The following is a 24,143-nucleotide window of genomic DNA, read 5'->3' as shown; positions in this document are numbered from 1 at the left end:
CACATATCCAAGATAATATATTATATTTTTTATCGATATCCTATTTTTTGTTTTTAGTTGTTCTTAGAATTTAAAGACATAATCAATCTGCTCTTCCGAAATTCCCACATATCTTTCTAATACCAAAGGCAGCGCATATTCCTGCAGTAAACCGCCAAAGTTGTGTTATCATGATATAGCGTGACAATACCATCTTTTTCACTCTTTCCCATGTGCAACATCCTTCATCCTCTTAACCACTCTGTAATATAGAGGTCCAAGCAACAATATCAGCCCTTCGAGGCGATATTTTACGAGCATAAATTTCACACGTATAAGTCCATGCTCCAGTTCAAAGGGGTAGATGCTACGGTATCTATCGAATTCCATGATTTCTTTCAGCTTTAATAATTTCTTTCTTTTCTCCCTAAAGGAAAGCGGACAGAAGCTTGAACTCAACTGATAAATTGCCCACATATAATTACCATATGCTATCCCTGCATAGGGTAATGGATCCATATTCTCCAGAAGAGATCCAATAAATCTACATTGATGATTCCACTGCATACCAAGATACTCTATCGTACTCTCCACCCACCGATGACATGTAGAACCATCCAAATAACGATAATGATAAAACACATCTTCTATGTACGCTATTTTTTCAGCCATAGATAGGGCATCCATTAAATAGCAGACATCTTCCCCATTAAAAATACTTTCAAATTTTATGTTTTTTACTGTCTCTCTCCGGAATAAACAGTTCCACAGATTTTGTGGACTTTCTTTCCAAAAATGAATAAAATCCTCTTTTATTTCATTTTTTAACAGTATACGCTTTCCATTCCAACAGTACTTGCCGGTATTCTGTCCGTTACTCAATTCATATGCTACACCAAACTCTACAATATCTGCCTCTGTTTCCTTCATACGATGGATTGCACATTGTAAAAGACAATCATCAATCCAATCATCTGCATCCATAAAATAGATATATTCTCCTGTTGCATGGTCCAGTCCAATATTCCTGGTCGGTCCAGGCCCATGACTCTCCGAATCATTTTCTAACAGAATAATTCTGCAATCCGTTTTAGCGTATTCTATACAAATCTGTTTACTGTCATCCGTAGACATGTCATTAATGAGAAGTAATTCAAAATCTGTGTATGTCTGTTTCAGAACAGACTCGATTGCCTCACATAAATACTTTTCCGCATTATAGACTGGCATTATAATCGATACTTTTGACATATTATCCTCCGCTTTAATATTTACTACCTGTTCTGTATTCTCCGTTTCTTCCTCTTTCCATTTTGATAAATTATATACTACTGACTCGTTACTCCAACTTGCAAAGTGAAAATTTATCCTGTGTGAAATAGTTTGTTAATTAGTGTAAATCATACCACATATTTTGAAATATAAAGTCCCCACTAAAATCAACATCATCTCCAAATTATACTTTACAAGCAATTTCACAATTTTCCTAATACCTGAATAACTAGTACATTTAAATTTATTTTTAAAATTATTAATGTCCATCATATTAGCAATATATTTTATCTGTCTATACTTTTTTGTTAATGACAATGGACATCTCTTTTCACATAAGCAATATAAACACCATGTATATCTTTCTATTGCTGTATTTTTCACTATTTGAGAACTGTCATCTAATCCACAATATTCAAGAAATTTTCTTTCCTTATCCCATATCGCAATATATGATTCCATAAACATATCGTCCCATTTATCCGAATGTGTAATAGAATCTTTCACAATCCTATAATGATAATATTCCTTATCTATTCCACATACTTTTCTGACATTACATAATAAATCCATTTGAAAACAAATGTCTTCGCCAGTTTTGTATTTATTTTGCCGTACATTCAGCAACAACTCAGTTCTGATTAACTCCTTGCATGACGCCCATGTCCCGCGTACAATCTCATTTGCAATATTCTTAAAATCCTGATATTCAAAATTTCCACATGGCTTCAAAGGTTTTTTTATCTTTTTTCCATTATCCTCAATAATATATCCAAACGGAACAATATCAGCCCCCTTTTGTTCTGCTAAAGTAACTGTGTCCTGCAACAAATCTTTCTCAATCCAGTCATCTGAATCAATGAAATATGTATACTTTCCCTGTATTTGTTCCATTCCATAGTTTCGCGCGCTACCCGGTCCATGCTCCCCTGATTCATTTTTATAGAATCGAATTCTGCTATCTTTTGCAACATACGATTCTATAATCGAAACACTTTTATCCTTAGAACCATCATCAACTATCAGCAGTTCCCAATTTTTATAACTTTGAGAAATCACACTTTCAATTGATTCTGATAAAAACCGTTCACAATTATATACAGGCATAATGATACTTACCAATGGTTGATTCTCATTCATCTTGATACTTTCCTCCAATTACCGTTCCCACTCAATCTCTTCTTCAATCACTTTTGCCGGACATCCTCCAAGCAATAGTTTCTCTCCTTCAAACTGCTTTGTCACAAGGCTATGATATGCAACAATACTTCCATCCGGTATGCAACTGTTCTTCAAAATATGCGAAAAGGAAGCCACCCATACATGAGCACCTATTTTGATTTCTCCGTGATTACAAACTTTTTCTTTGTTTTTATGTCTTACCTTATGATTATCTGAATCCAGTATTTCCACGTTCCAACCAAACAAAGCATGATCTCCAATGATAATTCTGTCATTGCATGAAATAGTACAATTTTTATTACAGAAAAAATCATCTCCTATTTCTAGCAATCCCAAATCCAAAATCAAAGATATTCCAGAAGACATAGTACATCTACCATTGAATTGAATGGATGAATTTTCATTTAATAGCAAATAATTCTTTTTCCCCTGTTCTCTTCCTTCGGTACCTCCCCATCCAATCCGAACCATGAATGTCGTCGGTTCACAACCAAACTTAATATTTCTACTCAATTTATCAATATGCGTTCTATATCCAATAAATAATGGCAGTTTTAAAGCTGTCTTAAACGGAAGACAACGAAAATTCACATAAATAGTAATTGGTAAACTTATAATCAAAGAAAAGATATCTCTTATCTTTAACGAAAACACATCTTTAATTTCCATTTTTGTTCTCCATATTTTCAAACATAATTTTATTGATTAAATCAATGAAATTCTTGTAGTAAATTGCTTCATTATATCTTTTACTTTGTATCTTAGCATCCTCTGATATTTTTCTTCTTATTTCAGGATACTCTTTTAGATACAGAATTGCCCTTCTCAAATTATCTTCAATATTTCCTCTTTCAATAATCAAAGTACTATTCTGGTTTATATATTCTGTCATTCCACCAGAATTTGTCACTATTGTCGGAATCCCTTCAGCCATAGCCTCAACAACAACCAATCCTGCTGCCTCTTCCCAAAGTGAAGGCACACACTGCACGTCCGCTAACAAACTATACTTATATAATTCACCATTATCTATATACCCTGTAAATATAATACGCTCGCTATTATCCTTAGCCAATTTCTTCACTTTTCTTTCATAAGATGAAAATGCCCATTTCCCAAAATTTGCGCTTCCAATACAGAGTAACTTTACATGTTTATCATCAATTGAAAGAACAGCCTTCATCAATTCCAATATACCTTTTACCTGTATCAATCGTCCCACATACAAAACAACAAAGTCATCTTCCTGCAATCCCAATTTTTTTCTCAGTTTTTTTCTTTCTTCTTCCGAAATTGTTTTATTAAACTTGTCTAAATCAATCGCATTCCTTAAAACATGTGTATCTACCGGAATCTTGCATGCTTTTTCATATTCCCTGACAACAAACTCACTTACCCCAATCATATGTCCATACCCTTTAACGACTTCTTCTTTCGGAATAAAATGAATATGCGCATGGAATACAAGTTGTTCTCTCGTATACCCTTTTGCTATATCAATAACCGCCTTCTCATCTCCGCCTTCTACAATCAATAAATCAAATTTTTCATTCTGAATCACCGGAGCGATTTCATTATAATGTCTTTGTAGCACTCTAATTGTTTTACCTGTCAATTCTCTGACTGCCAAAAACACGGCATGCTTCGCCAAATTCCAAAAAGTATTAGTATGAGTCCACACAAACCTCACATCCGGATATTTTTTTGCTGCTTCTACCGCCTCTTTATGATAAACAGAAAAAATCGTCAAACGAAATCCATCTTCCTTTGAGTACTTTTTTACAATACTTGTAATCAATGTTTCGATTGCTCCACCGCATACCGCCGGAACCGGCATAACACCGCCCATTATGATTCCTATGTTATACATTGTAATATCCCTTTCAGTTCGTTCTTCCCCGCTTTAATCTATAAAAACCTTTCCAACGCTCCCCGGAATTTCATCCCCACAGCAAACGTAAAACATGGATTTATCCCAATAAGCACAAGTGAAATCTTTTGAATTTTAGACAGTTCCTTCTTCTTCAATTCTTTAACGATATCCTTCGTTCGTTTTTCTGCCTGGATAAAACTTTTTTTCTCATTACTATTCGCTATCAGTCTTTTACTCTCTTCCAAATATTCCAAAGAATATATCAATACCTTATATGCCTGCTCTGCATAATTCTGTTCTTTTAAATATATAAAAATTCTCTCTTGAAACGCCTCCATAATATCAAAATCTCTCGCAATACGTTTCTTTCCCATGATTCCACTGTTGCGTTGCCTATAATAATACAGACACTCTGGAATCGTCAGAACCTTAATATTCATCTGATAAATATCGTTTGCCCAAAACTCATCCTCATGATATTTTCCAAATCGAAACCTTTCCTTTCCGAAAGTTTCTCTTTTATATAGTTTGTTCCACGCAACTGTCCAAATTCCATAATTACGTTCATTTTTTTTGATATAGAATACTTCTGTTCCAGACAGGATCTCGAATTTTGCATTGGTGGGAAAATCTTTTTCTCTGTCATTTTCGAAATAATAAAGGAAATTACAAGCTACAATATCTGCATCCTTATCTATCATACTTTTGTACATACATTCCACCATCGTAGGCGCGATATAGTCATCACTATCAACAAACATGAAATAGTTACCGGTCATTTGGTCCATTCCTCTATTTCGCGCATCAGAAAGTCCCCCATTTTCTTTATGGATTACCACTACCCGCTCATCCATCCCGGCATACCCATCACAAATCTCCCCCGATCGATCCGTCGATCCATCATCCACCAAAATCAATTCAAAATCTGTAAATGTCTGCGCTAATATACTGTCCACACATTGTCTGATATAGTTTTCCACCTGATACACAGGCACAATAATACTAACTTCTGCCATGCTTTTATCCTCTGCTATACCAATTCATTTAGAACATTTTTCCATTTTTCAATAATAAAGTCATCCTGATATCTTTCGAACCCTATCATCGTATTCGCCGCCAACTCTTCTAACATATCCGGATTGTCTATCAGATGATTAATTACACGAATCATATACTCCCATTCAAACGGATAAATTAAAATCCCATTCTTATGATCTGTAATAATCTCCGAAGGCCCGATTTTTACATCAAAACTAACACAAGGCACATGCATTTGTAACGCCTCTACAAGGCACATTCCAAATCCCTCATATCTGGATGTTAAAACAAAGAGTTTCGCTCTATTAAGATACCATTCTACGTTATCTACCGTTCCTTTTAATATCAACTTTTCTTCCAGTCCATTTTCCAAAATAGCCTGCTCTAAAATATTTCTTTCTTCACCATCTCCCAGGATCAACCATTTCCAATCCCGATGCTCTTTTAACACAGAAACTGCTATTTTCGCCAGATAATCGATTCCTTTTTGATAGGTCAGCCTACCTACCGTCACAATCCAGTTTTCGCGTTGCACCTCTTCATCGTATTTCATGGGAGTTACCATATTATAGACTGCACTGATTCGATCTTTTCTTCCAAGAATTCTCTTGTAATTTTCTTTGTCTTCTTCGGTGAGTACCACAATATAATCTGCAAAATGAACCGTTAATTTCGAAATCAATTTTCGATAAAGAATCTGCTGTTCAAATTCACAGTTAAAATGCTCCCACGACACCACCTTCGTCTTCAGCCCCCCGGCCGCTGGTATCGCGAGCACATCCAGCACAATATCAATGTCAATGATAATATCAATCTGCTTGTCCTTCAGGAATTTCCGCAGTTTCCCTATGAGTGGAAGATATCCCGGCCCCGGATTGATCCATTTCTCACCCAGCTTATACCTGCGAATGCCCGGATGCAGGGGATAGAATGGTTCTTTCTGTTGTTCGGTCAGGCTGATGATGCAGATATCATATGCCTCGTCTGCCTGCAGCGCATTGGCAAGCTGTACGGCCACCCGCTCTGTTCCGCCGCTTCTTGTAATATCTCCTGAAAAAAAGCAGATTTTCTTACTCACTGATTGCCTCCCTACGCAGTTCTGTTAATCTCACATTGTTTTACTATCTCAATATTCCCTACATTTTCCATATTCTCTATATTCCCTATGTTCTCAATTTTCTCGCTGTCCTTCGTAATTTTATTTTCCTTCCGGAACCATTGGGAAATGAGAATCGCCGAAAGCACTTTCAACATATATTTCGTCGCGTTGATCGGGGTCAGATAGCTTTGTCCTGCTTTTCTGTCCTCCATTTTCGCTTTGACTTCCCGCACATCGGCTCCCATGCGGATCAGATATGCGATTGTATCGGGCTCCGGTGTGTACTCTTCATCCTGGGCGAAGCGGCGAATCATGGTTCTGTTATAAAGGCGCATTCCGCTGGTCGGATCGGATATATGCTTTCCTGTTGTCATGCGTATGGCAGCCGTGATCATTTTCCCTCCTAGCGTTCTCATACGAACCGGCATTCTGGTTTTATAGAATCTGGAGGCGATCACGATATCACAGTTTGTATTTTCCATGCAGGTTACCATGTCTCCTATATATTCCGGTAAATGCTGACCGTCTGCGTCGAACTGCAAGGCCGCATCGTAATCGTGTTCCAGTGCATAATTCATTCCGGTCTGTATGGCTCTGGTCAGTCCGTGATTGACGGGATGATGGATCACGTGATAGCCGTTTTTTCTGCACAGTTCTTCCGTGTTATCGATTGAGCCGTCATTTACAATGACGTAGTCGTATTGTGGGCAGATCTCTTTCAGGTGTTCGATCACTTTTTCTAAAGTTTGTGCTTCATTGTATGCTGGTATGATAATTAGTATTTTCAACGTTTTTTCCTCTTATGTAGGTTCTTAATCGACCATGGCCAGAAATTGTTCCAGTCCTTTCGTATGATACAGTACTTTTTTCTTTGCTTCTTCTCCGTATTTTCTACATTCTTCCGGATGCCGGATCATCCAGAGCAGGGTTTCGCTCAATGTTTCCGGTGTGAGATCGCACAGGCGTCCGTCTATCCCGTCCTGGATCTGCTCTCTGTTGCCGCTGCAGTCTGTTGCAAGGATTGGTTTTCCAAGTGTCTGCGCCTCCTGTATGGCGATGCTCTTTCCTTCATATCCGGTAGCGTGTACATAGAGATCACAGTTCTTACAGTAGGGGAATGGATTTGCCTTTATTCCCAGGAGGATGAATTCCCCGCGAAGGCCCGCGTCCTCGATCTGCTGCTCCAGACTTTGGCGGAGTTCTCCTTCTCCCAGTACATACCACCTCACCGGCACATCGCAGATCTTTTTCAGCTGTGCGAGTGTCTGAATGGCGATATCGTACCGTTTCTGGGCAGTCAGCCTTCCGATCGTCAGGATCCGTATGCCCTTGAAATCGTCTTCAAAGCCTTTTCCCTGGTCTGCCATCCTGCGGATTCTGTCCTGATTGACCAGGTTATGAAAGACCCCCACTTTCTTTTCATATTCCGGATAGACTTCCAGATAATGCTCCTTCACTTCATCCGATACGGTGAAGATCTGATCGAATCTACTGTAGCAGTCCAGATCCAGCTCTCTTGTGTATCCGGCTTTGCCGTAATCGATATGGACGAATGCGGCTTTTTTCTTTGCTTTTACATGGTCCGCGACATAATAGGTTGCTCCGCCCTCCAGATAGGCGACTGCAAGATCGTATTCTTTCCGGATCCTCGGGGCCCCGTCCGCAAGCAGTCGCCAGCACAGCTTGTCCGGCAGGATTTTCCCGGTTCTTCGCATCATGCGAAGGTTTTTCATAAGATACGGTGCCCGCCTGAGGAACAGGCCTTTTCCGATTCCGGCTTTCAGCACGCTTTTCATCAGAAGGTTTCTTCCTTCTTCTGTAAGTACGGATACATCCTTGTAATTCTGATTCAGAAGCCGCACATGACGGGGCAGTTCGTGGATTAATTCTCCCTGTCCGGTGAGGACAAATAAAGAGAGCTCATATTTTTCCGGATCCAACGCGTCGAACAGATCCAGCATCGCCCGTTCGGCACCGCCATACCCCAGTGTATTGATGACAAATAGTATATTTTTCATCAGTTCTTCGCTTCCTCCTCTTTTGTAGCATGCTCCTCGATTTCCAGGCTTGCCTCCGATTTTTTCTGCTCCCTGAGATCAAATACTTTCGGAGAAGGTTTGATTCCTTTAGCCTGTTTCATAATATTTCCTCTGCAGAACATGTGCTCATCCAGATTGCGTTCCAGCCACCTGAGCCGCAGATAGGCGACCGTAAATCCAATCACCGAACCGATCCAGATCCCGGTTCCGTAGAAAATATGGCTTAGATTCACTGCAGCCAGGCTGGCGAGAAAAGTACCCAGGCAAAAGCAGACCGCGGTAAAAAGTGCCCCGTTTAAATCTTCAAAATAATACAGGAAGATAATCTCCGAGTACATCAGGAACAGGACAAAGTATCCGGCTGCCACCATCGGGTAGATTCGCATGACCAGACCGGCATAGCCCATACCCGGCAGGAAAATTACAAAGATCAGGTAAATGAATACGGACACAATAAACTGCAGGCGCACCAATGTCATCAGTTCGCTTCCAAGCTGACGGAACATCCGCTTTCTCGTATTGCGGATATCAATGCCCCTTCCTCCAAATACGGCATCTGCATACGCACGATAGCGTTCATGGAAATACATTTCCACGCGGGAGATGAAGATGACACTTGCCGATACGTTAGTGAACATCGCAAGACAGGTTGCCATATCATAGGGCTGGTTGCACACGAAGGTGCGGACCAGATGCATGGCCATATCCGTTCCCCAGAACACGAAATTATGAATAAAAAGTCCCAGGGTATAGAGAAAATTAATCAGGATCAATTGCCAGTATTTCCGGAAGTATTCAAATACTCTCCTGTATTCCTCACTGTTATCCGGAAAGAACTGATGGATCTTCGCCCATTCCAGTACTGCTGTGAAGAAGAATCCCACCGTCAGCGCCAGAAGCATACTGTACGTGATGCTGACTTTGCATACATAACGCAGGAAGAGTGACAGTAAAAATGCGGTTGCCATTCCCATAAAAAAATAAAAGGAAATCAATCTATACTCTTTACAGATGGACAGATATAGCATGTTGTAGAATACGATGACCAGACTGACAAAGCAGCAGTAGCCTGTAAACACGTAATAGATCGGCACACCTCCGACCAGGTGCTCCCAGAAGCAAAATGGAATCGCGAACAGGCAGCTGAAACAGATATTGGTCATAAGCCCGACTCTGTGGCATGGCTGTACATCTTCAAATCGTTCCTCGAAGATCACATCCGACATATAGCGGGATAACACCGCGTTAAATGGTGATGTCGTAAGGAGGGAGAAGATAAAAATATACAGAATCGTACAGGAAAAGATTTCCCGGTCTATATAACGGACTGTATTAAACTTCAGTACCTTCTGCATCAGCATCAGGTTGATGATCACAACAAGTACCGGTGCGATCGTTACAACCGTGCTGTAGAAGAACCCTATTATGTTGGTGGTAATCGTATTCTTACGATAAATGCGGTTCAGTTTTACACCGATTCCTGCCATACGCTTCTCCTTTCTGCATGCGTGCCCTGGCCATGCGTATCTCTGCCATGCGTGTCTATGCCATGCATTTTTCTGTCACCCGGTTCATCCTGTCACTGTCTATTTTCTTCCGTCTGTTCTTCCCACTCCAGATTCTGCCTCTGTGCCGCTTCCCGGTAAATGGCTTCATACGTTTTTTTCATATCTTCGATCTTATATTTTCTTATCAGGCGCTGATAACCGGCCCCTGCCATCTCTCTTCGTATCTGCGGATTCTCTGCCAGATGCACCATGGCATTTGCGATTTCCTCGATGTTCATGATATGGGTGAGGATTCCGGCATCGCCGAATTCATCGTCTTCTCCATGCAGCAGTCCTCTGCAGTTTCCTACATCGGTCGCTATCACCGGCACGTGCGCCGCAAAGCTTTCCAGAATTGTGAGCGGCTGCCCTTCGCTGATGCTGGTCAGGATGGTCATATCCATCCAGCCCAGATAATCGGTGACCTGGATTCTGCCTGTGAATTCCACATCCGGAATTCCCATCATCTCCACCATCTGAAAGCATTCTGCCGCGTACTCCGGCTCCTCATCGTAAGGACCCATGATCCATAATTTCAGTTTCGGATACCTTTTCCTGGCGTAAGCGAATGCCTGGATCAACGTCTTCACATCCTTGATCGGTGCCACGCGAAGGATGGCTCCGATGTGGACATAGTCCTTTTTGTCTTTTGGAGTTTTCGGAAGGTTCTCAAACCGTTTACAATCAATCCCGTTAGGGGTGATCTTCGTCTTTTCCTCCGGACAGCCCAGCTCGATCTGAAGCTCTTTTGCATGCTGATAGAGGCTGGTCACGACATCCGCCCTGTTATATGCAACTTGAGACATCTTCTTGAACTGCTGAATCCAGATTTTCTTATAAAGACGCTGTACCCACTCTGCCTTGATGAGTTCTTCTTCTCTTTCTCTGGTGTATATTCCATGCTCGGACAGGATGAACTGTGCATTGTAAAAATGTTTTCCCATGCTCCCCAGAATTCCTGCATAGCCGGTCGAGACTGCATGATATACATCTGCCTGCGGAATTTCCATCGACAGTGCCAGGAAGAGCGGCAGATACATCGACCGCATCGTCCACAGGAAATCCGAGAACACGATATCCGGGTACTGCAGGTTATAGCAGTCCAGCACCGCATGATAGAAGTCCTCTCCCATCAGGAACTGATTGATCGAAATGTTATGATTCCGAAAGAAATCAAATATCTCCTCCCACTCCACTTCCTGGTTCAGAAGCAGGCTTCTAATTGCATGGTATTCCTTCTGATTCAGTCTGGTCTTATGTCTCTTGTTGACACTTCCCCAGTCTACATCTTCCAGATATAGTTCATGGACTTCGGTTACATTCTCCGGCAGTTCATAGGCAAATTTCCCGCTCAGCTCCCGGTTTGCTATGATCGTAAGCAGGATAAACTCCTGTTTCGGAAAGGTCTGGATCATACTATGGACCCAGCCGGACACCCCGCCCACCACATAGGGGTAGCACCCTTCTGCTATAATACAGATTCGCATTGCTGTACCTCTTCTATGATTCGATTATTTGTAGTAAGTTTCTATGTCAGATTTCAAAGTAACGGAAGCATTTTCTGAGGTTATCTTAAGAAGATATGCACCTTCTTCGATCTGTTTCCAGCTTCCTCCGGTCATCTTCTCCGGCGTTTCTCCATGTGTTCTTAACAGAAGATACGCATCACCGGAAAAATTCCTGGTTTCTATCAGAATCTGGTCTCCTTTTCTGGTACTTTTCACGCTTCCATTTAAGAAATTGCGGACTCTGTTATCACTCTCGCTGATCGTCGTCTTATCGAATTTGGCATACGGTTTCCAGTAGGTATCAATGTTCGCGGCCATCTTCTCTGCGACGCTTTGCCATTCATCTTTACGGCTCTCGGGCCATAAGATCCGATACATATCCACCTGAATGTTGCTGTAGCCAAGCGCTGTCTCCAGACTTTTCAGCCGTAGATTATCCCGGTGACTATGCTTATAGGAATCGGTTGTTGTATTCTGAAGGGTGATCTGATCCGTCAGCCACGACAGGATCTGTCCGTCTTCTTCATACGCGCCTACGACTGTTCGGATGTCCCGGAAGTATTTCATCTTTCCGTCTTCAGCTGTCAATTCCGTAAGCCAGTCCTGATTCTCCTTCCGAACGAATCCGGCTGCGAATATATAATCCATGTTCCAGCTTTTTAAGGTGTCGCTCTCATCCTTTACCGAGGAGGCGAGATCGTCACTCTCGATTCGTCCCAGAGATACTCCGGCTTCCGCTGATGTTTCATTAAAATATTTCAGATAATCGATCAGGTCATCCTGATTCGGCTCTTTCTTTGATTGATCCTTTTGTTTGACCGAAACGAAAGAGGTGATCTTCCAGTTCCCTTTCTGAGCACCCGCAACAAGGGAGGGCCAGAGAATGTCCCGGCAGAACTGCTGCGTTGTCATACCGTAGACTTCCGCCATCTTCTTTTCATTTTCCACAGTCAGATCCGGGAAACCTGCCACCGAGAGATTCTGTGCATTTACCACCGAATAAAGTGCATACTCTTCGGACTCATAGATCATGGCATCCAGCATTCCCAGGGCATTCTCCCCTTTCATATAATCGCCGTTGACCGCGAAAACGAAGCTGTTTCCCGTGCCGGTTCTCCAGATGATTGCCGGCATATCTTCATTTTCCAGACTCATGGAGTTCTTCTCCTCTTCGGAAAGAAAGCCGACCATATAAGACTTGGTTCTGGACGAAATATCATACCATGGTATTTCCCGTTCCATATCGACCAGTTCTTTCTCTTCTCCTTTGATGAACGAATAGTGGGTCTCACCGCCCAGGAGGAAACCGCCGAAGAGACGGATCTCCTGCAGTTTCACCGATTCCGCACGGAGATGCTGTATCCCGAGAAGGTCCTGTAATTCTCTGCTTTTTTCAATCGTCTGGTAAGAGGGCAGGCGGTAGAAGATGATCACAGTGCCCTGCTCTGCATACCGTGTCAGCCTCTTGACTGCATCTTCTGTTTCATGCTCAAGAAGCTCCCCATCCATAAGCAGGTAGACCTGCTGGCTCTCCACCCCCGACGCATCTATGCTTGCCGCATACAGCGTGTCGAAAGCCCGAAAGGATTTCTTCCGATATCCGGCCCATTCTTTCATCGCCTGGTAATACCCGTTATCCTCGGAACCGACATAAAAGATCGGACGTTCTGATGAACCGTTCTCGGGCGTTCCATCCGGCGTTCCTTCTGCATCAGAATCCTGCCTGATTCTGTCGATGACTTCCGTCTCCGCCGAATGATTGACATCGTAATCATTCAAATATTCTTTTAGTACGACAGAAGAGAGAAAGAGCACAAGTATGACGCTGATCATTATCATCATCGTCGCAAAATTACGTTTTGAAAGCATCGCTCTTTTCCTCCTTCCTATATGCTCCATTCTTTTCCCATTTACGCCTCGCTGCGAGGCTTTATCTCTGGATCATTCGGATCAGTTCCAGCGTCTTATTATCCACGACGACCGTGGACTCCCTCAACTGATCCATCACTTCAAAGAATTGATCCTTCTGGTTCGTCTCAAAATAGAGCTTCATTCGCATTGTGTACGATGCCAGATGATCCGGATACTGCTCTGCGAAGCGTTTTCCCCATACATCTGCAACGTCGTATTTTTCCAGTTCCATATTTCTTTTCATGATCCATTCGTAGCTTTCGGCGATCAGTCTGTCCGGAGAATACAAATACATTTTTTCGCAGAGTTCCTCCATCTGATTTACATAATCGACCTGCTCCACATTTGTAAATACTTTCTGTCTCAGCATCTGATCCATATACTGAATCAGATCCATAATCCGTTCCTGGCACTCTTCATCCCGGATGTCGCTTTCTTCAATCTTTTTCTGCGCCCTTCTGACATTTTCACGGAACTGATCCATCTTGTTCTGCAAAAAGGATGCAGAGTAATGCGCCACTTCGGAATCATCACTGTCCAGAGCAAGTGCGATCGCCGAAAGCGATTCTTCGGTCTCTCCCAGAAGTACGTTCAGCATGTTCTTACGTTTCTTCTCCCGATCCGATACCAGAATCGATTCTTCCATCGAAACGATATTTCTTTCACGCTCTTCATCAGCTTTGATTCGCGGAGTATGTCTCTTCTTACTGAATTCGACGTCCGTAAGATCCCTTTCGCCGAATTTGATAAAATGGTACTTCAAAAAGGCCGTCAGGAAATATAAGATTCCTACAATCGGACAGATCAGCATAATTACGGTATGCATCACGTATTGTTTGCGGTTATCGGTATCCTTTTTGAAGATCAGATACCAGATCAGGTACCCTGCCGCAATCAGTGTATTCAGAATAATTACGATAAGAAATATGATTCCACTGCGCGTCATAATCCCATCTCCTCGCTGATCACGGTGCGGATTCCCTTCTGCTCCAGGTTCCCCTGGACAAATCCACAGTCTTTCCGGTCTATACTGGTAAGCAGGATATAGAGCTTTCCATCGTTCCGGTATCCGATATAATCGGTTACACGAAGCATATTTGAAATGGTCACTCCCGCTTGTTCCATACCGTCTTCGGCCACTACCACCTGCATTAAAATGTACTCCGTCAGATTCTGCATTCCGGCTTCATGGTACGTCGAGATCAGCTCCTCAAATACTTCCGGCCGAAGTGCCGGGCTCTCATCCTGATATCGCTCATTTCTAAGAAGATCCAGATAGGTAGTCGACCTTTTAACTGCTTTTTGAATCAGCTTACTGATGACCGTCAGACGGTTCGATTCATCGATCGTCATCCGCTCAAAGGGAATGCTCCACAGCAGGATCATCATATCCATGTTATCTTCTTCGTATATGCAATATGCCATCATCGGATACTGCGGATCCATTGTCCGGTTCAGGTATACTTCCTCTCTGGAAAATGCTTCATAAAGCGGTCCTTTATCCGGAAGATGTACGGTATGGCCCATGGATGCCGCTTTTTCCGAAGTATATCCGAACAGTCTCGCGTAATGCTCCGTATGGATCCGGTAAAGAGAAACGTCCTGGCAGTCCATTACATTTCGGATCAGGGTGATCGCATGGAACAGGATCTTCAACGGATTATCTTTATCCAGCTGCTCAACCAGGTCGTAGACCGTGCCCAAACTGCAATCGTAATTCACGACCTGTGTAATCAGCCCTTCCTTCACACGAAGGTTACTGTCATTGATATCCGCAATATCGGTCACCCGCTCCGACAGGAAATCCACTTCCTGCTCGTTCTCTTCCTTGATGAAATTCAGCTGGTCTTTCATATAGCCCACGATCAGACCGACAATGAAGATCTCCGCGATCCACACGTATGTATTGTAATCAGTCACCACGGCAATTCCCGACTTGTTGTACATCTTCCGGAAGACATATCCCGCTGTGGCAAGAAGTGCCGAGAACGTGGCCTGCCTCTGCCCGTGCACAACTGCAAACACGAGAACGTAGATCAGATAAAAGTCAATTTTCGAAAAATACTGGCTTCCGGTCGCACGGTTATTCAGCATGAAAAACGGGATAAAAAATATCATGTTTTCGATATATGGCACCAGCGCGCCCAGAAAATCCCTTGTTTTAAAATAAATCCTGTGCCAGATATCCCATCCGGGACTGGAGCGGTCCAGAAATTTCCCGCTGTGTTTTTTCATATATGAAAGTGTCTTCTCGATGGTCTCCTCCGGCTCGCAACAGATCTTGAATCCGAATTCTTCCTTGATCCGATCATTTGCCAGAATGACATTTTTCTTGTCATCCAGCGTATTGTCGATCTTCTCCAGCTCTCTTCCCAGATGTTCTTCGATCGTATCTGCGATCTTCTGCTCGGAAAATGCCTTGCCGGAAGCAATATGGTAAAGTCCATACTTGTGCTCTTCACAGGCGATCAATTTATAAATGCTCTTCACCGCATCTCCCATATAGGTAAGACCGTACTTATGATTTCTCCGATAAGAAATCGTGCCGCTTTGGACCGCATCCAGACATTTTCTCTCGCATATTCCCCAGGCAGCCTCTCTCCGGTCTTGCGGAACATCATACAGTCTGTCAAGACGCAGGATGATGACATCCCTTTTAAGCTGTTTCCGGTAAAAATCACAGCTCTCCTCTGCCTGAAAAAGCATCAGCGAACGGATTCCTCTGGGCTCCGGCTCAACACTTTCTTTCACCGGAATCAAATACGAATTGCCGTATACCTCCACGGACGATAAGAAAATCAGCCGTCCCTTCTCCAGTACCGCCCAGGAAAGCAGGATGTTCTGCAGTCCCGCTGCGTACTGAATCGCTTCCCGCCTCAGATCGTCCCCCGGCAGATTTCCGTCAAACGCCCCAAGAAGGATCGTCACATCCGGATTCACACTCCGGAATACCTCTTCCACGGAAGCACTGTCATAAGGGAAATCATACCGTTCAAACGCATATTCATAACGTTCGGCCGGATTCCTGTTTCCCGATAGCACGTAGATCTTGTGTCCTTCTTTATATAATTTTAATGAAAGTTTTCTCATCATAGGCGATATGCCGCCTACAAGCATGATATCCATATCTTACTCCATTTTATGTTTCCATTCTCTTTAGTTATAGCCGTAATTAATTGCAAAATTATATAAGCGATAAACATTCTGCTCGATGTAGTAGCAGACAAAATTATCATTTTCAAAATAGACCTTCATCTCGTTCGGATATAATTCCATAAATCTCTGCGCCCAGTAATACATTCTGGACATGGTGATGGAACGCCGCGGTCCATTGTAGGCAGCCAGTCCGCTGTTATCCGGGAGTGCCTGCTCTGCCTGTTCCTCCGATACCTCCGGAATCTCTCCGCCATAACCATTCGCATAGTTAAGCGGCTTCTTCTCAATATAGAAATAGACCTTTTCAGTCGGGATCGTCACTTCCTTCGTACGATTCCAGTACTCCATATCCTCCAGAAATTCGATGGTTTCTGTGTGTCGTCCGTATTCTTCTATCATACGAAGTTCATCATTGGCAGACACGATGGTCCACGTATCGTTCTGTCCTTCGTTGTCTTTCAAAATATTGGTCGTGCAGAGGATTGCCTCATTCATTTCCAGCCCCCCTCCGCCAAAAGATCCCCGGATCCAGTCATACTTCGTACTAACTACGATCACCATAGATGCGATCACAAAACCGGCTGCCTGCTGCAGCTTCACAAGCCGCGCCAGCAGGAGAATATTGACTGCGCCATCCAGTGTCATGATGATAAGAACCGGTATCAGATAGGCAAAATAAATACATGCCCGATACGGCTCCATCAGCATCGGCCAGCCAAGCGCGCCACTGACAAGCAGAAGTCCCAGAAATATTTCCGCTGACACCATCGCAAAGATACCGGATCCCCGCATCGGCTCGATCAGATATCTCTGAATCACCCCGATCACGAGTGCAATACCGATTCCATACAGCACATAATTCATATTTTCCAGAGAAAATGCATTATTCTTGCATCCCCACAAAATGGTTTCTCTGTATCTCCATCCAACCCACAATACAGCCGCAAAAATGAGCAGGCTCCGCACCTGGGACAACAATTTCAGAAACAGGGAATACTCCTGCACTTCTTTATTTTCAAACGAGATCTTTCCGCTTTTTATTCCCCGTACGATCAGCACGATTCCGCCAACCGTGATCAGCACCACGCCGATACAGATGATCCGGAAAATCAAAACCGTATAGTCGCGAAGTCCGATGACATTCATCGCCCAGTACATCGAGCCCTGTAAGGATTTCCCGGTAAGAAATGCCACCGCCATCGGCAGAAACGCCATCAGAAAGCTGAGAACTCCCGACAGCATAATTCTCCAGAAATACTCCTTTCTCCAGAACCAGTATCCATAACCGACCGCAACGCCGATACAGATGATTCCCGCGATGATCGTGTCATAAAAATGTGAAGACAGCGTCATCGAGAAACTCATGGCAAATCCAAGCAAATGCCAGGAGGATGTACAGCGGATGCAGTTGATCCCCGCATCCAGCTCCTCTTTTCTCGTCTTGAAGAATTCCATAACGAAGAAGATAGGCGGAAGAATGTACAGCATTCCATACTCCTGGGGGAGCGTCGCCCCGTATCGGGAATAAGCGATCCCCACAAAATATCTCGAGCCGACGAACAGCATCACTCCCAGATACGGGAGAAATCTCGTCTTACAATGCCCTTTCAAAAACACAAGGATCATCACTGCGATCATACTATACTGAACCAGCCAGAACAGACGCAGCGTTACGTACACCGGAATCCCCAGCATCGTAGCCAGGTAATACAGCATGCAGTGCATCCCCATCGGATAAATACCTGCAACGTAAATATTATTTTCAATCAATCCATTGATCCAGTAGTTGTGTACCGGAATGTCCGAAGCTCCATATCCCCAGTTATGCAGAATCCCCGGCCCGCAGACTTTCCACACCAGCAAACCGAAGATCACAAGAAAGGGAACGTCCAGAATATTCTCCTTCACCAGACGCCATAGATTGCGAACGGCCGCTCTCAAAGGCACTTTGAGCTCATTCCACCGATTCCTTACAAAACTCTTAAAGCCAAGCTCCCGCAGAATATAATGCCTGCACTCATCCAGTACTTTCCTGACATAAGAGATAACCGGCACATTATAAAGCTTCACAAACAGCAAAAACGCCGGAACAAACGTAAACAAAAAAAGCGTGGCCCGGTAAGAAATATGGAGCAGTTCCAGAACCTGCACCAGATTGATCACATAGAAATTGCCGATGGTGAAATAGATCAGGAAACGCACTGCCGCCGGGAATCTCCTGGCTTTGCGGTAAAAAACAAGAGCTGGAAGTCCTACCGTAAAACCAATATATCCGACGAATAATTGTGTGAACTGAATGACATTTAATGTCTCCATCGACATCGGCAGCTTCCTCCTCTCCTGTATATCTTAACTTCTTATCTTACTACTTATCCTAACCACTTACCTTAGCCATTTCTTCTCCAGACCGCTTAATCGCAAAAATGCCAGACAGCATCTTCGGATCAGCAGATTCCGGTTCCAGATTATCTTATAGATCCGGTACCACCAGGTGTTATCATCTACATAATGACCATTTTTTAAAAATCCCTGCATGACAGCAAGGATCTGTTCTTTCTGTATCTCTTCCTCGAGCCTCCACTGATGATCTCCACACACCAGAAATGTGTCTTCTTCTATTTTTCTCATAATTCTGTGCAGAATATATGCGCCATTCTTTCTCCGGTAGAGAACAACGTCCCCCTCCTGTAATGGCTTTCCTTCTATTCGAATGACCTGTACCATGCACTTTCCCTCCTGCAGAATCGGCAACATACTGTTGCCTACAGTCGGCACGACTGCATATCCAAGTTCTTCTAAACACTGCTTCAAATTCCCTGTCTCTTTCATCGTATTAATATGTGGCAGGCATCCAGCTCCGACAGGAACGCATCCAGATCTGCTGCCACCTGCTCCGGTTTCATCTCATATTCCAGTGCAAGTCCCTCGATCAGGCGCTCTCTATTCGTATCCTGCTGCAGCATCCTGCAGACAAATTCCCCGGAATGATTCAAAACGATCATTCCCTTGAAGTCCGTTTCATTGTCAGATAACGGCACAAGTACCACATTGCCGTGTACCCTTCTTAATATATGATCCTCTATCAGACGCATAGCTTTCCCTTCTCAGTAAATTCTTTTCTGCTCTGCTATTCAATCGTAGTGTTGGTTCCCTTCATGAATTTATTCAAAGCGTTTGCTGCGTATTCAGCAGTCGGATCCGGATCCGTTGTCGTACCTCCCCCTCCAATGTCTCCGCTTGCTGTCAATATCTGATCGTTATCGTCAAATTGATAAATCTTCAGTCTGGGTGGTTCATATGGTTTTTTTGCCTTATTCATCAAAATCACTTTCCTTTCATTACCTGATACGCTAGTTCTGCCGCTTCCATCCCCCGTGTACAGGTCATCTCATATATATTGATCCGTGTCACGATTTGTTCCATCATATCGAGCAAACGGTTCATTCCATCGTTACTCTTCGGACGGTAGGTGTTATTCAGCAATAACGCCAGTGCCGTATCCTCCGTAACCGGCCAAATCCGGTTCTCATCTCCCTGCTTCAGAAAGCAGATTCCCTTAAGCGGAACTCCCCGATTCACCTGCAGATTGGTCTTTCCGGCAAATGGGGTGCCCCATGCGGTGATCCGGTCTTCTTCCGGCCAGATCACGGGTTTATCATCATTTAAAATGTAGCTCTGTGGAAATCGTTCTCTCCACAACTCCGTGTGTGTCGATTTGCCGGTGCCGGACGGACCGGAAAACAGATACGCTTCTCCCTCATAAACTACTGCCGAAGCATGGAGGAAAAATCGTCCGTACGGTATGATTCCCCGGCAAAATGCTGCACTGCAGCAAATGTATTCCCTCTCATTTTCTGAGGGCCTGTCCATCACCACACGCGCTTCGTCGTATGGATCCGGTTTTACTGTCATGATAGGGACACCTGATGATCTATAAGATTCACTCTGGTGCATAAGACGTCCGTATTTTGGAAACATCTCTAATTTTAGTCCGGCAATCTCATAGATCATGTTCTGGTTTTCCCTTCTTTCCTGATAAATGATTTGTTATGTCTGCTCCCACTTTATTTTGAATAATGGGATTTGCCTCTATACTCTCCCGAGGAGGTATTGACCACGCCATTGTCATTAGTTACTTTGGTTCCGGATGTGCCGTTGACTGTAATCGTGGCTGTCGCTCCCGGAGCGTAGAGGTTGTCGATGATGAAGCCATATGTTGTATTCGCCTGTAGTCCGGATGCATCCCAGTAATAAGTAAGCGTTGTTGCTCCGCTGATCTGCTGGATGCTTCCTTTGTTGTATACAACACCGGCACTGTCAGTCAGGATGGACGTGCCATTGCCAGTAAATTTCCCGGTGCCTCCTACTTTTACATAGGCAGAGGCTGGGACAGTTACGGTAATCTGGATGGTACTCACATCCGTCATGGTATTAAGAGAGTACTTGAAACCAGTCGCGATTGTATTGCCGAATTTGCTGTCAAGTCCATAATCATTTGTATTCTTTCCGGTTCCGGCATCTCTGCCATCGAATGCAGATGGAATCTGCGTTCCTGCACTTTCGGCAATGAAAGAGAGATATACTTTATTTTCAACAGTCGGATTATACACAATCTCAAATCTTGCATAGTATGTAACACCATTAGTTGCCGATATCGTTGTAGTCGAATATGTGGCATTCGTACTTAACTGCTTCCCATCTTTATCATACCATCCAAGGAATTTATATCCGGAATTTGCTGTTGCTTTGGAACTTGCCGCCGCTCCATCCACATCCGTCACAGATGCTACCGAAACCTTGCCTCCAACGTTATCCGTCTTGAAACTTCCATTGGCTTGCTTTGTCTGCGCGACAAATTTGACGGTATATACGGTCTCAAATCTGGCATAATATGTGGCATCACCTGTTGTAGTATAACTGATTGTTGCGCCATCATTAATAAGCATAGTATCTGCAACCTTGTTGCCAGTCGAGTCATACCACCCCACAAATTTATAACCGGTTCCTGCCGTTGCCGTGGAACTGATCGGCATTCCAACCGCATCGGTATAAGTATAACGTCCAAGCGTTCCGATTTTATCATCTGTCGTATCTTCCCAGGTATCTCCATTTTTCACCTGGCGGATATAGGTCTGCGTCACACTGCCTGAAAATCTGGCATAGTATGTATTGACACTTTCCTTGGTTTCCACATAGGTGTAGGTAGTATTTGTTGTAATCAAATTTCCCTTTGCGTCATACCATCCCTCAAATGTAAAACCATCTTCTGCAGTTGCTGTGGCTGTTATCGTCTCATCTGTTTCAGCATGGTAGGATTTGCCGCCATTCGCATTATATGCAGCATTATAATTCGTATCGGATGTATCTGTCACACTGGTAATTTCGACGGTGCCGCCGTTGGCAGAATCCGTATAGTTAGTGCCGCTGCCCACCTGTGGAATAAACGCCTGACGCCAACGCCACTGTGCTACCATGGTGAGACCTTTATGGTCATTTGCATACGCCCTTTCTTCCCCGTTATCTTTCCAAGTCACACCATCAATCTCATTACCCGTTTTATTAATTGTTTTCGTCAATGACACGTTCCCATTATAAATGTTAAAATGTTGTGCTGCTGTCTCTTCTGTCGCTCCTTTGACAGAGTAATTACATGCTATGGTATGTACGGCTGGAAGTATTAACTTGCCTAACTGATCCTCATTTACATGTGTTTCTTTTTCGCCAGTTTTTTCCAGTTTATCACCGGTCAGTAACCAGCCCATAAATTTCCAGCCGTCATTCTGACCTTCCGCCGCGTGGGATACATACGGGGAAATAAACGACTCCTTCGGCGTGGCACCAGTCGTCGCATCCACTCCGCCTGTATTTTCTGTAAGCATAGCCGGTTTGAAGCTGTACACATTCGGTGCTTCATTTGTGTTATAGGTTCTTTCCACCACGTAATCCTCACCGCCATTAGGGTCATAGGTGACGGTAGGATTTTTGATGAAGACAAAGTGTAAATCCGTTGCCGAAGTAACGTTATCCAGATAATAAGTATAAATGATATCGCCAGCGTCATTCGTTGATTTGATCCATTTTCCCTTTTTCTGTTCATCAGTCAGGCTGCCGGTATCTTCGATTTCTTTTCCTGCCAGTTGCAAAAATTCAGTCTTCGGATTTCCATTTTCATCCTGTTTTGTATAATAGACACCCACAAACTCGCATCCGGCATCAGCATCAGCTTTCTTTACAATAGCCTGGATTTTCAGTGGCTCGCCATCCGTCACATATGTGGTCAACTTGTTATCTACGGTAACCGTATGACCGCTGTTCGCTGTCCCCCCGCCCGCGGTCGTTCCGTCGCTGCCGCCGACCACGGCGCTGCCGTGGGTGGTTGAGCTTCCTGACAACGGATGGTAAAGCTGGAAATTGATATTATCAAGGAAGTTTCCATATGTCTTTGCTTTATCAGCAGTGGTCGCAGGCTGATCAAAGCCAACGGAAACAAAGGCAAAGAGGGTCTCCGTCTGACCAGCCGGCACGGTATAGAGATAATACTTACTCAGATCCACCGTTGTACTGCCGGATCCATTATCACTCCCCGCGGAGCCTTCCGCGTTGGAGCCATAGGAGTTCCATGGATTTGTACCACTTGTTGCCCTGCTGGACGCCATGATCCAGATATGCCATTCTTCCGTATAAATCGTACTCGGAGTCAGACTGAACGCATTATTACCCGCATTGTCTTTAAAGGTACCATTTGCAGCAAACTTTTTGCTATATACAGTAAGTCGTTCCCCTAATCCGGCACTGGTCTTAACAGATGTTTTTCCCTGAGCAATCAGCCAGTCCACCATCTGCATCAGCTGATCTCGTCCTGCTTTGCTTGGTTTTGAGGGAGCCACGCTCTGCTTCGGTCCAATCACCAACGCCATAGTATCCGTACCATTACGAGCGCCATGATCTAGCCCCCATTCGTAAACGCTGGAGGGGGTGGTCTTGACATTCTGGTAAAGGGTACTTTCTTCATCCGCGTTCAGCTCTGCAGCGTAGTCCCCTTTCGACGGCTTTACAGTTACATTCGGAATGTATACGCTTTTATTTTCTCTTAACAGTTCAATGACTTTAGGACTATAGGCCGTGGTATTCCATGAGGGCACATCACTTTGATTAAGTTGCAGGTAGCTATTCGTCCACGTCTGCCCCTCTTCAAAACTACCATTCTGCAGCTTTCTATTATTATCTTTTGTACTATTCGTTGAACTCTCCGCACCAAACACCAATACCGCCGCCACTCCCAGAATCAATCCGATCCGAAGCAGCGTCCCCGGTATGCTGGCCGACCACCTTTTCACCTGTTTCTTCTTATTATCTGCCATCTATAATCCCACCTTGCATTAACATCCGTACTCCAAATGTCCTGAAACCATATTTTTCTTGTCTGCATTCTAACACAATCCCCATTACAAACCTATTACAAATCCCTCGTTTATAACGAATCAAGTGCAAAATTTCTATACAGAAGTAAACAAAATAAAGCTATTATCCAGATTACAT

General features: G+C 43.7%; 19 protein-coding genes. All 19 read right to left on the bottom strand.

The annotated features are described in order from the left end of the window. Positions 1–198: 198 nt before the first annotated feature. The 19 genes from ACTNA4_RS11685 to ACTNA4_RS11595 all read right to left on the bottom strand — a co-directional run bounded on the left by ACTNA4_RS11685 (position 199) and on the right by ACTNA4_RS11595 (position 23,965). Positions 199–1,230: a glycosyltransferase family 2 protein gene (locus ACTNA4_RS11685; protein WP_441030204.1), complete on the bottom strand. Its 1,032-nt coding sequence runs from the start codon at positions 1,228–1,230 to the stop codon at positions 199–201. Between the two features lie 135 nt (positions 1,231–1,365). Next, positions 1,366–2,391: a glycosyltransferase family 2 protein gene (locus ACTNA4_RS11680; protein ID WP_441030202.1), complete on the bottom strand. Its 1,026-nt coding sequence runs from the start codon at positions 2,389–2,391 to the stop codon at positions 1,366–1,368. An 18-nt stretch (positions 2,392–2,409) separates the two neighbouring features. Next, complete coding sequence (locus ACTNA4_RS11675; protein ID WP_441030200.1) at positions 2,410–3,102, bottom strand: acyltransferase; 693 nt, start codon at positions 3,100–3,102, stop codon at positions 2,410–2,412. Then, positions 3,092–4,231, bottom strand: a complete 1,140-nt coding sequence (locus ACTNA4_RS11670) for a glycosyltransferase family 4 protein (RefSeq protein ID WP_441030198.1) — start codon at positions 4,229–4,231, stop codon at positions 3,092–3,094. Before ACTNA4_RS11670 ends, ACTNA4_RS11675 begins: the two co-directional genes overlap by 11 nt. 110 nt (positions 4,232–4,341) lie before the next feature. Beyond that, positions 4,342–5,322, bottom strand: coding sequence for a glycosyltransferase (locus tag ACTNA4_RS11665; RefSeq protein WP_441030196.1), 981 nt, complete (start codon positions 5,320–5,322; stop codon positions 4,342–4,344). Positions 5,323–5,336: 14 nt separating this feature from the next. Next, entirely contained in the window at positions 5,337–6,422 is a 1,086-nt protein-coding gene (locus ACTNA4_RS11660; protein ID WP_441030194.1) for a glycosyltransferase family 4 protein, read from the bottom strand. A gap of 11 nt (positions 6,423–6,433) precedes the next feature. Continuing rightward, positions 6,434–7,231, bottom strand: a complete 798-nt coding sequence (locus ACTNA4_RS11655; protein ID WP_441030192.1) for a glycosyltransferase family 2 protein — start codon at positions 7,229–7,231, stop codon at positions 6,434–6,436. Between the two features lie 24 nt (positions 7,232–7,255). Next, the gene (locus ACTNA4_RS11650; protein ID WP_441030190.1) at positions 7,256–8,461 is read right to left on the bottom strand and encodes a glycosyltransferase; all 1,206 of its coding nucleotides are present in this window, start codon (positions 8,459–8,461) and stop codon (positions 7,256–7,258) included. Beyond that, complete coding sequence (pelG, locus tag ACTNA4_RS11645) at positions 8,461–9,969, bottom strand: exopolysaccharide Pel transporter PelG (RefSeq protein ID WP_441030188.1); 1,509 nt, start codon at positions 9,967–9,969, stop codon at positions 8,461–8,463. Before pelG ends, ACTNA4_RS11650 begins: the two co-directional genes overlap by 1 nt. Before the next feature lie 92 nt (positions 9,970–10,061). After that, the gene (gene pelF / locus ACTNA4_RS11640) at positions 10,062–11,516 is read right to left on the bottom strand and encodes a GT4 family glycosyltransferase PelF (RefSeq protein WP_441030186.1); all 1,455 of its coding nucleotides are present in this window, start codon (positions 11,514–11,516) and stop codon (positions 10,062–10,064) included. A gap of 24 nt (positions 11,517–11,540) precedes the next feature. After that, positions 11,541–13,406, bottom strand: a complete 1,866-nt coding sequence (locus ACTNA4_RS11635; RefSeq protein WP_441030184.1) for a DUF2194 domain-containing protein — start codon at positions 13,404–13,406, stop codon at positions 11,541–11,543. 61 nt (positions 13,407–13,467) lie between these two features. Further along, positions 13,468–14,394, bottom strand: coding sequence for a hypothetical protein (locus tag ACTNA4_RS11630; protein WP_441030182.1), 927 nt, complete (start codon positions 14,392–14,394; stop codon positions 13,468–13,470). Continuing rightward, entirely contained in the window at positions 14,391–16,574 is a 2,184-nt protein-coding gene (locus ACTNA4_RS11625; protein ID WP_441030180.1) for an NAD-dependent epimerase/dehydratase family protein, read from the bottom strand. The genes ACTNA4_RS11630 and ACTNA4_RS11625 overlap by 4 nt, the downstream gene beginning before the upstream one ends. A 30-nt stretch (positions 16,575–16,604) precedes the next feature. Beyond that, positions 16,605–18,926: a hypothetical protein gene (locus tag ACTNA4_RS11620; protein ID WP_441030178.1), complete on the bottom strand. Its 2,322-nt coding sequence runs from the start codon at positions 18,924–18,926 to the stop codon at positions 16,605–16,607. A 60-nt stretch (positions 18,927–18,986) separates the two neighbouring features. After that, the gene (locus tag ACTNA4_RS11615; RefSeq protein ID WP_441030176.1) at positions 18,987–19,415 is read right to left on the bottom strand and encodes a S24/S26 family peptidase; all 429 of its coding nucleotides are present in this window, start codon (positions 19,413–19,415) and stop codon (positions 18,987–18,989) included. A gap of 14 nt (positions 19,416–19,429) precedes the next feature. Then, positions 19,430–19,696: a PqqD family protein gene (locus ACTNA4_RS11610; protein ID WP_320812919.1), complete on the bottom strand. Its 267-nt coding sequence runs from the start codon at positions 19,694–19,696 to the stop codon at positions 19,430–19,432. 35 nt (positions 19,697–19,731) lie between these two features. Next, a complete protein-coding gene (locus ACTNA4_RS11605; protein ID WP_441030174.1) occupies positions 19,732–19,923 on the bottom strand; it encodes a hypothetical protein in 192 nt (63 codons plus the stop codon). Positions 19,924–19,928: 5 nt separating this feature from the next. Beyond that, positions 19,929–20,615 carry a hypothetical protein gene (locus ACTNA4_RS11600; RefSeq protein WP_441030172.1) on the bottom strand — a complete coding sequence of 229 codons (687 nt, stop codon included), beginning with the start codon at positions 20,613–20,615 and terminating at the stop codon, positions 19,929–19,931. A gap of 53 nt (positions 20,616–20,668) precedes the next feature. After that, entirely contained in the window at positions 20,669–23,965 is a 3,297-nt protein-coding gene (locus tag ACTNA4_RS11595; RefSeq protein WP_441030170.1) for an InlB B-repeat-containing protein, read from the bottom strand. Positions 23,966–24,143: the final 178 nt, after the last annotated feature.

It is taken from the genome of Bariatricus sp. HCP28S3_A7, assembly GCF_052066375.1.
In the GTDB taxonomy this organism is placed as follows: Bacteria; Bacillota; Clostridia; order Lachnospirales; family Lachnospiraceae; genus Allocoprococcus.
The sequence above is the reverse complement of the archived record's forward strand: the minus strand, read 5'-3'. Positions and strand labels throughout refer to the sequence as shown.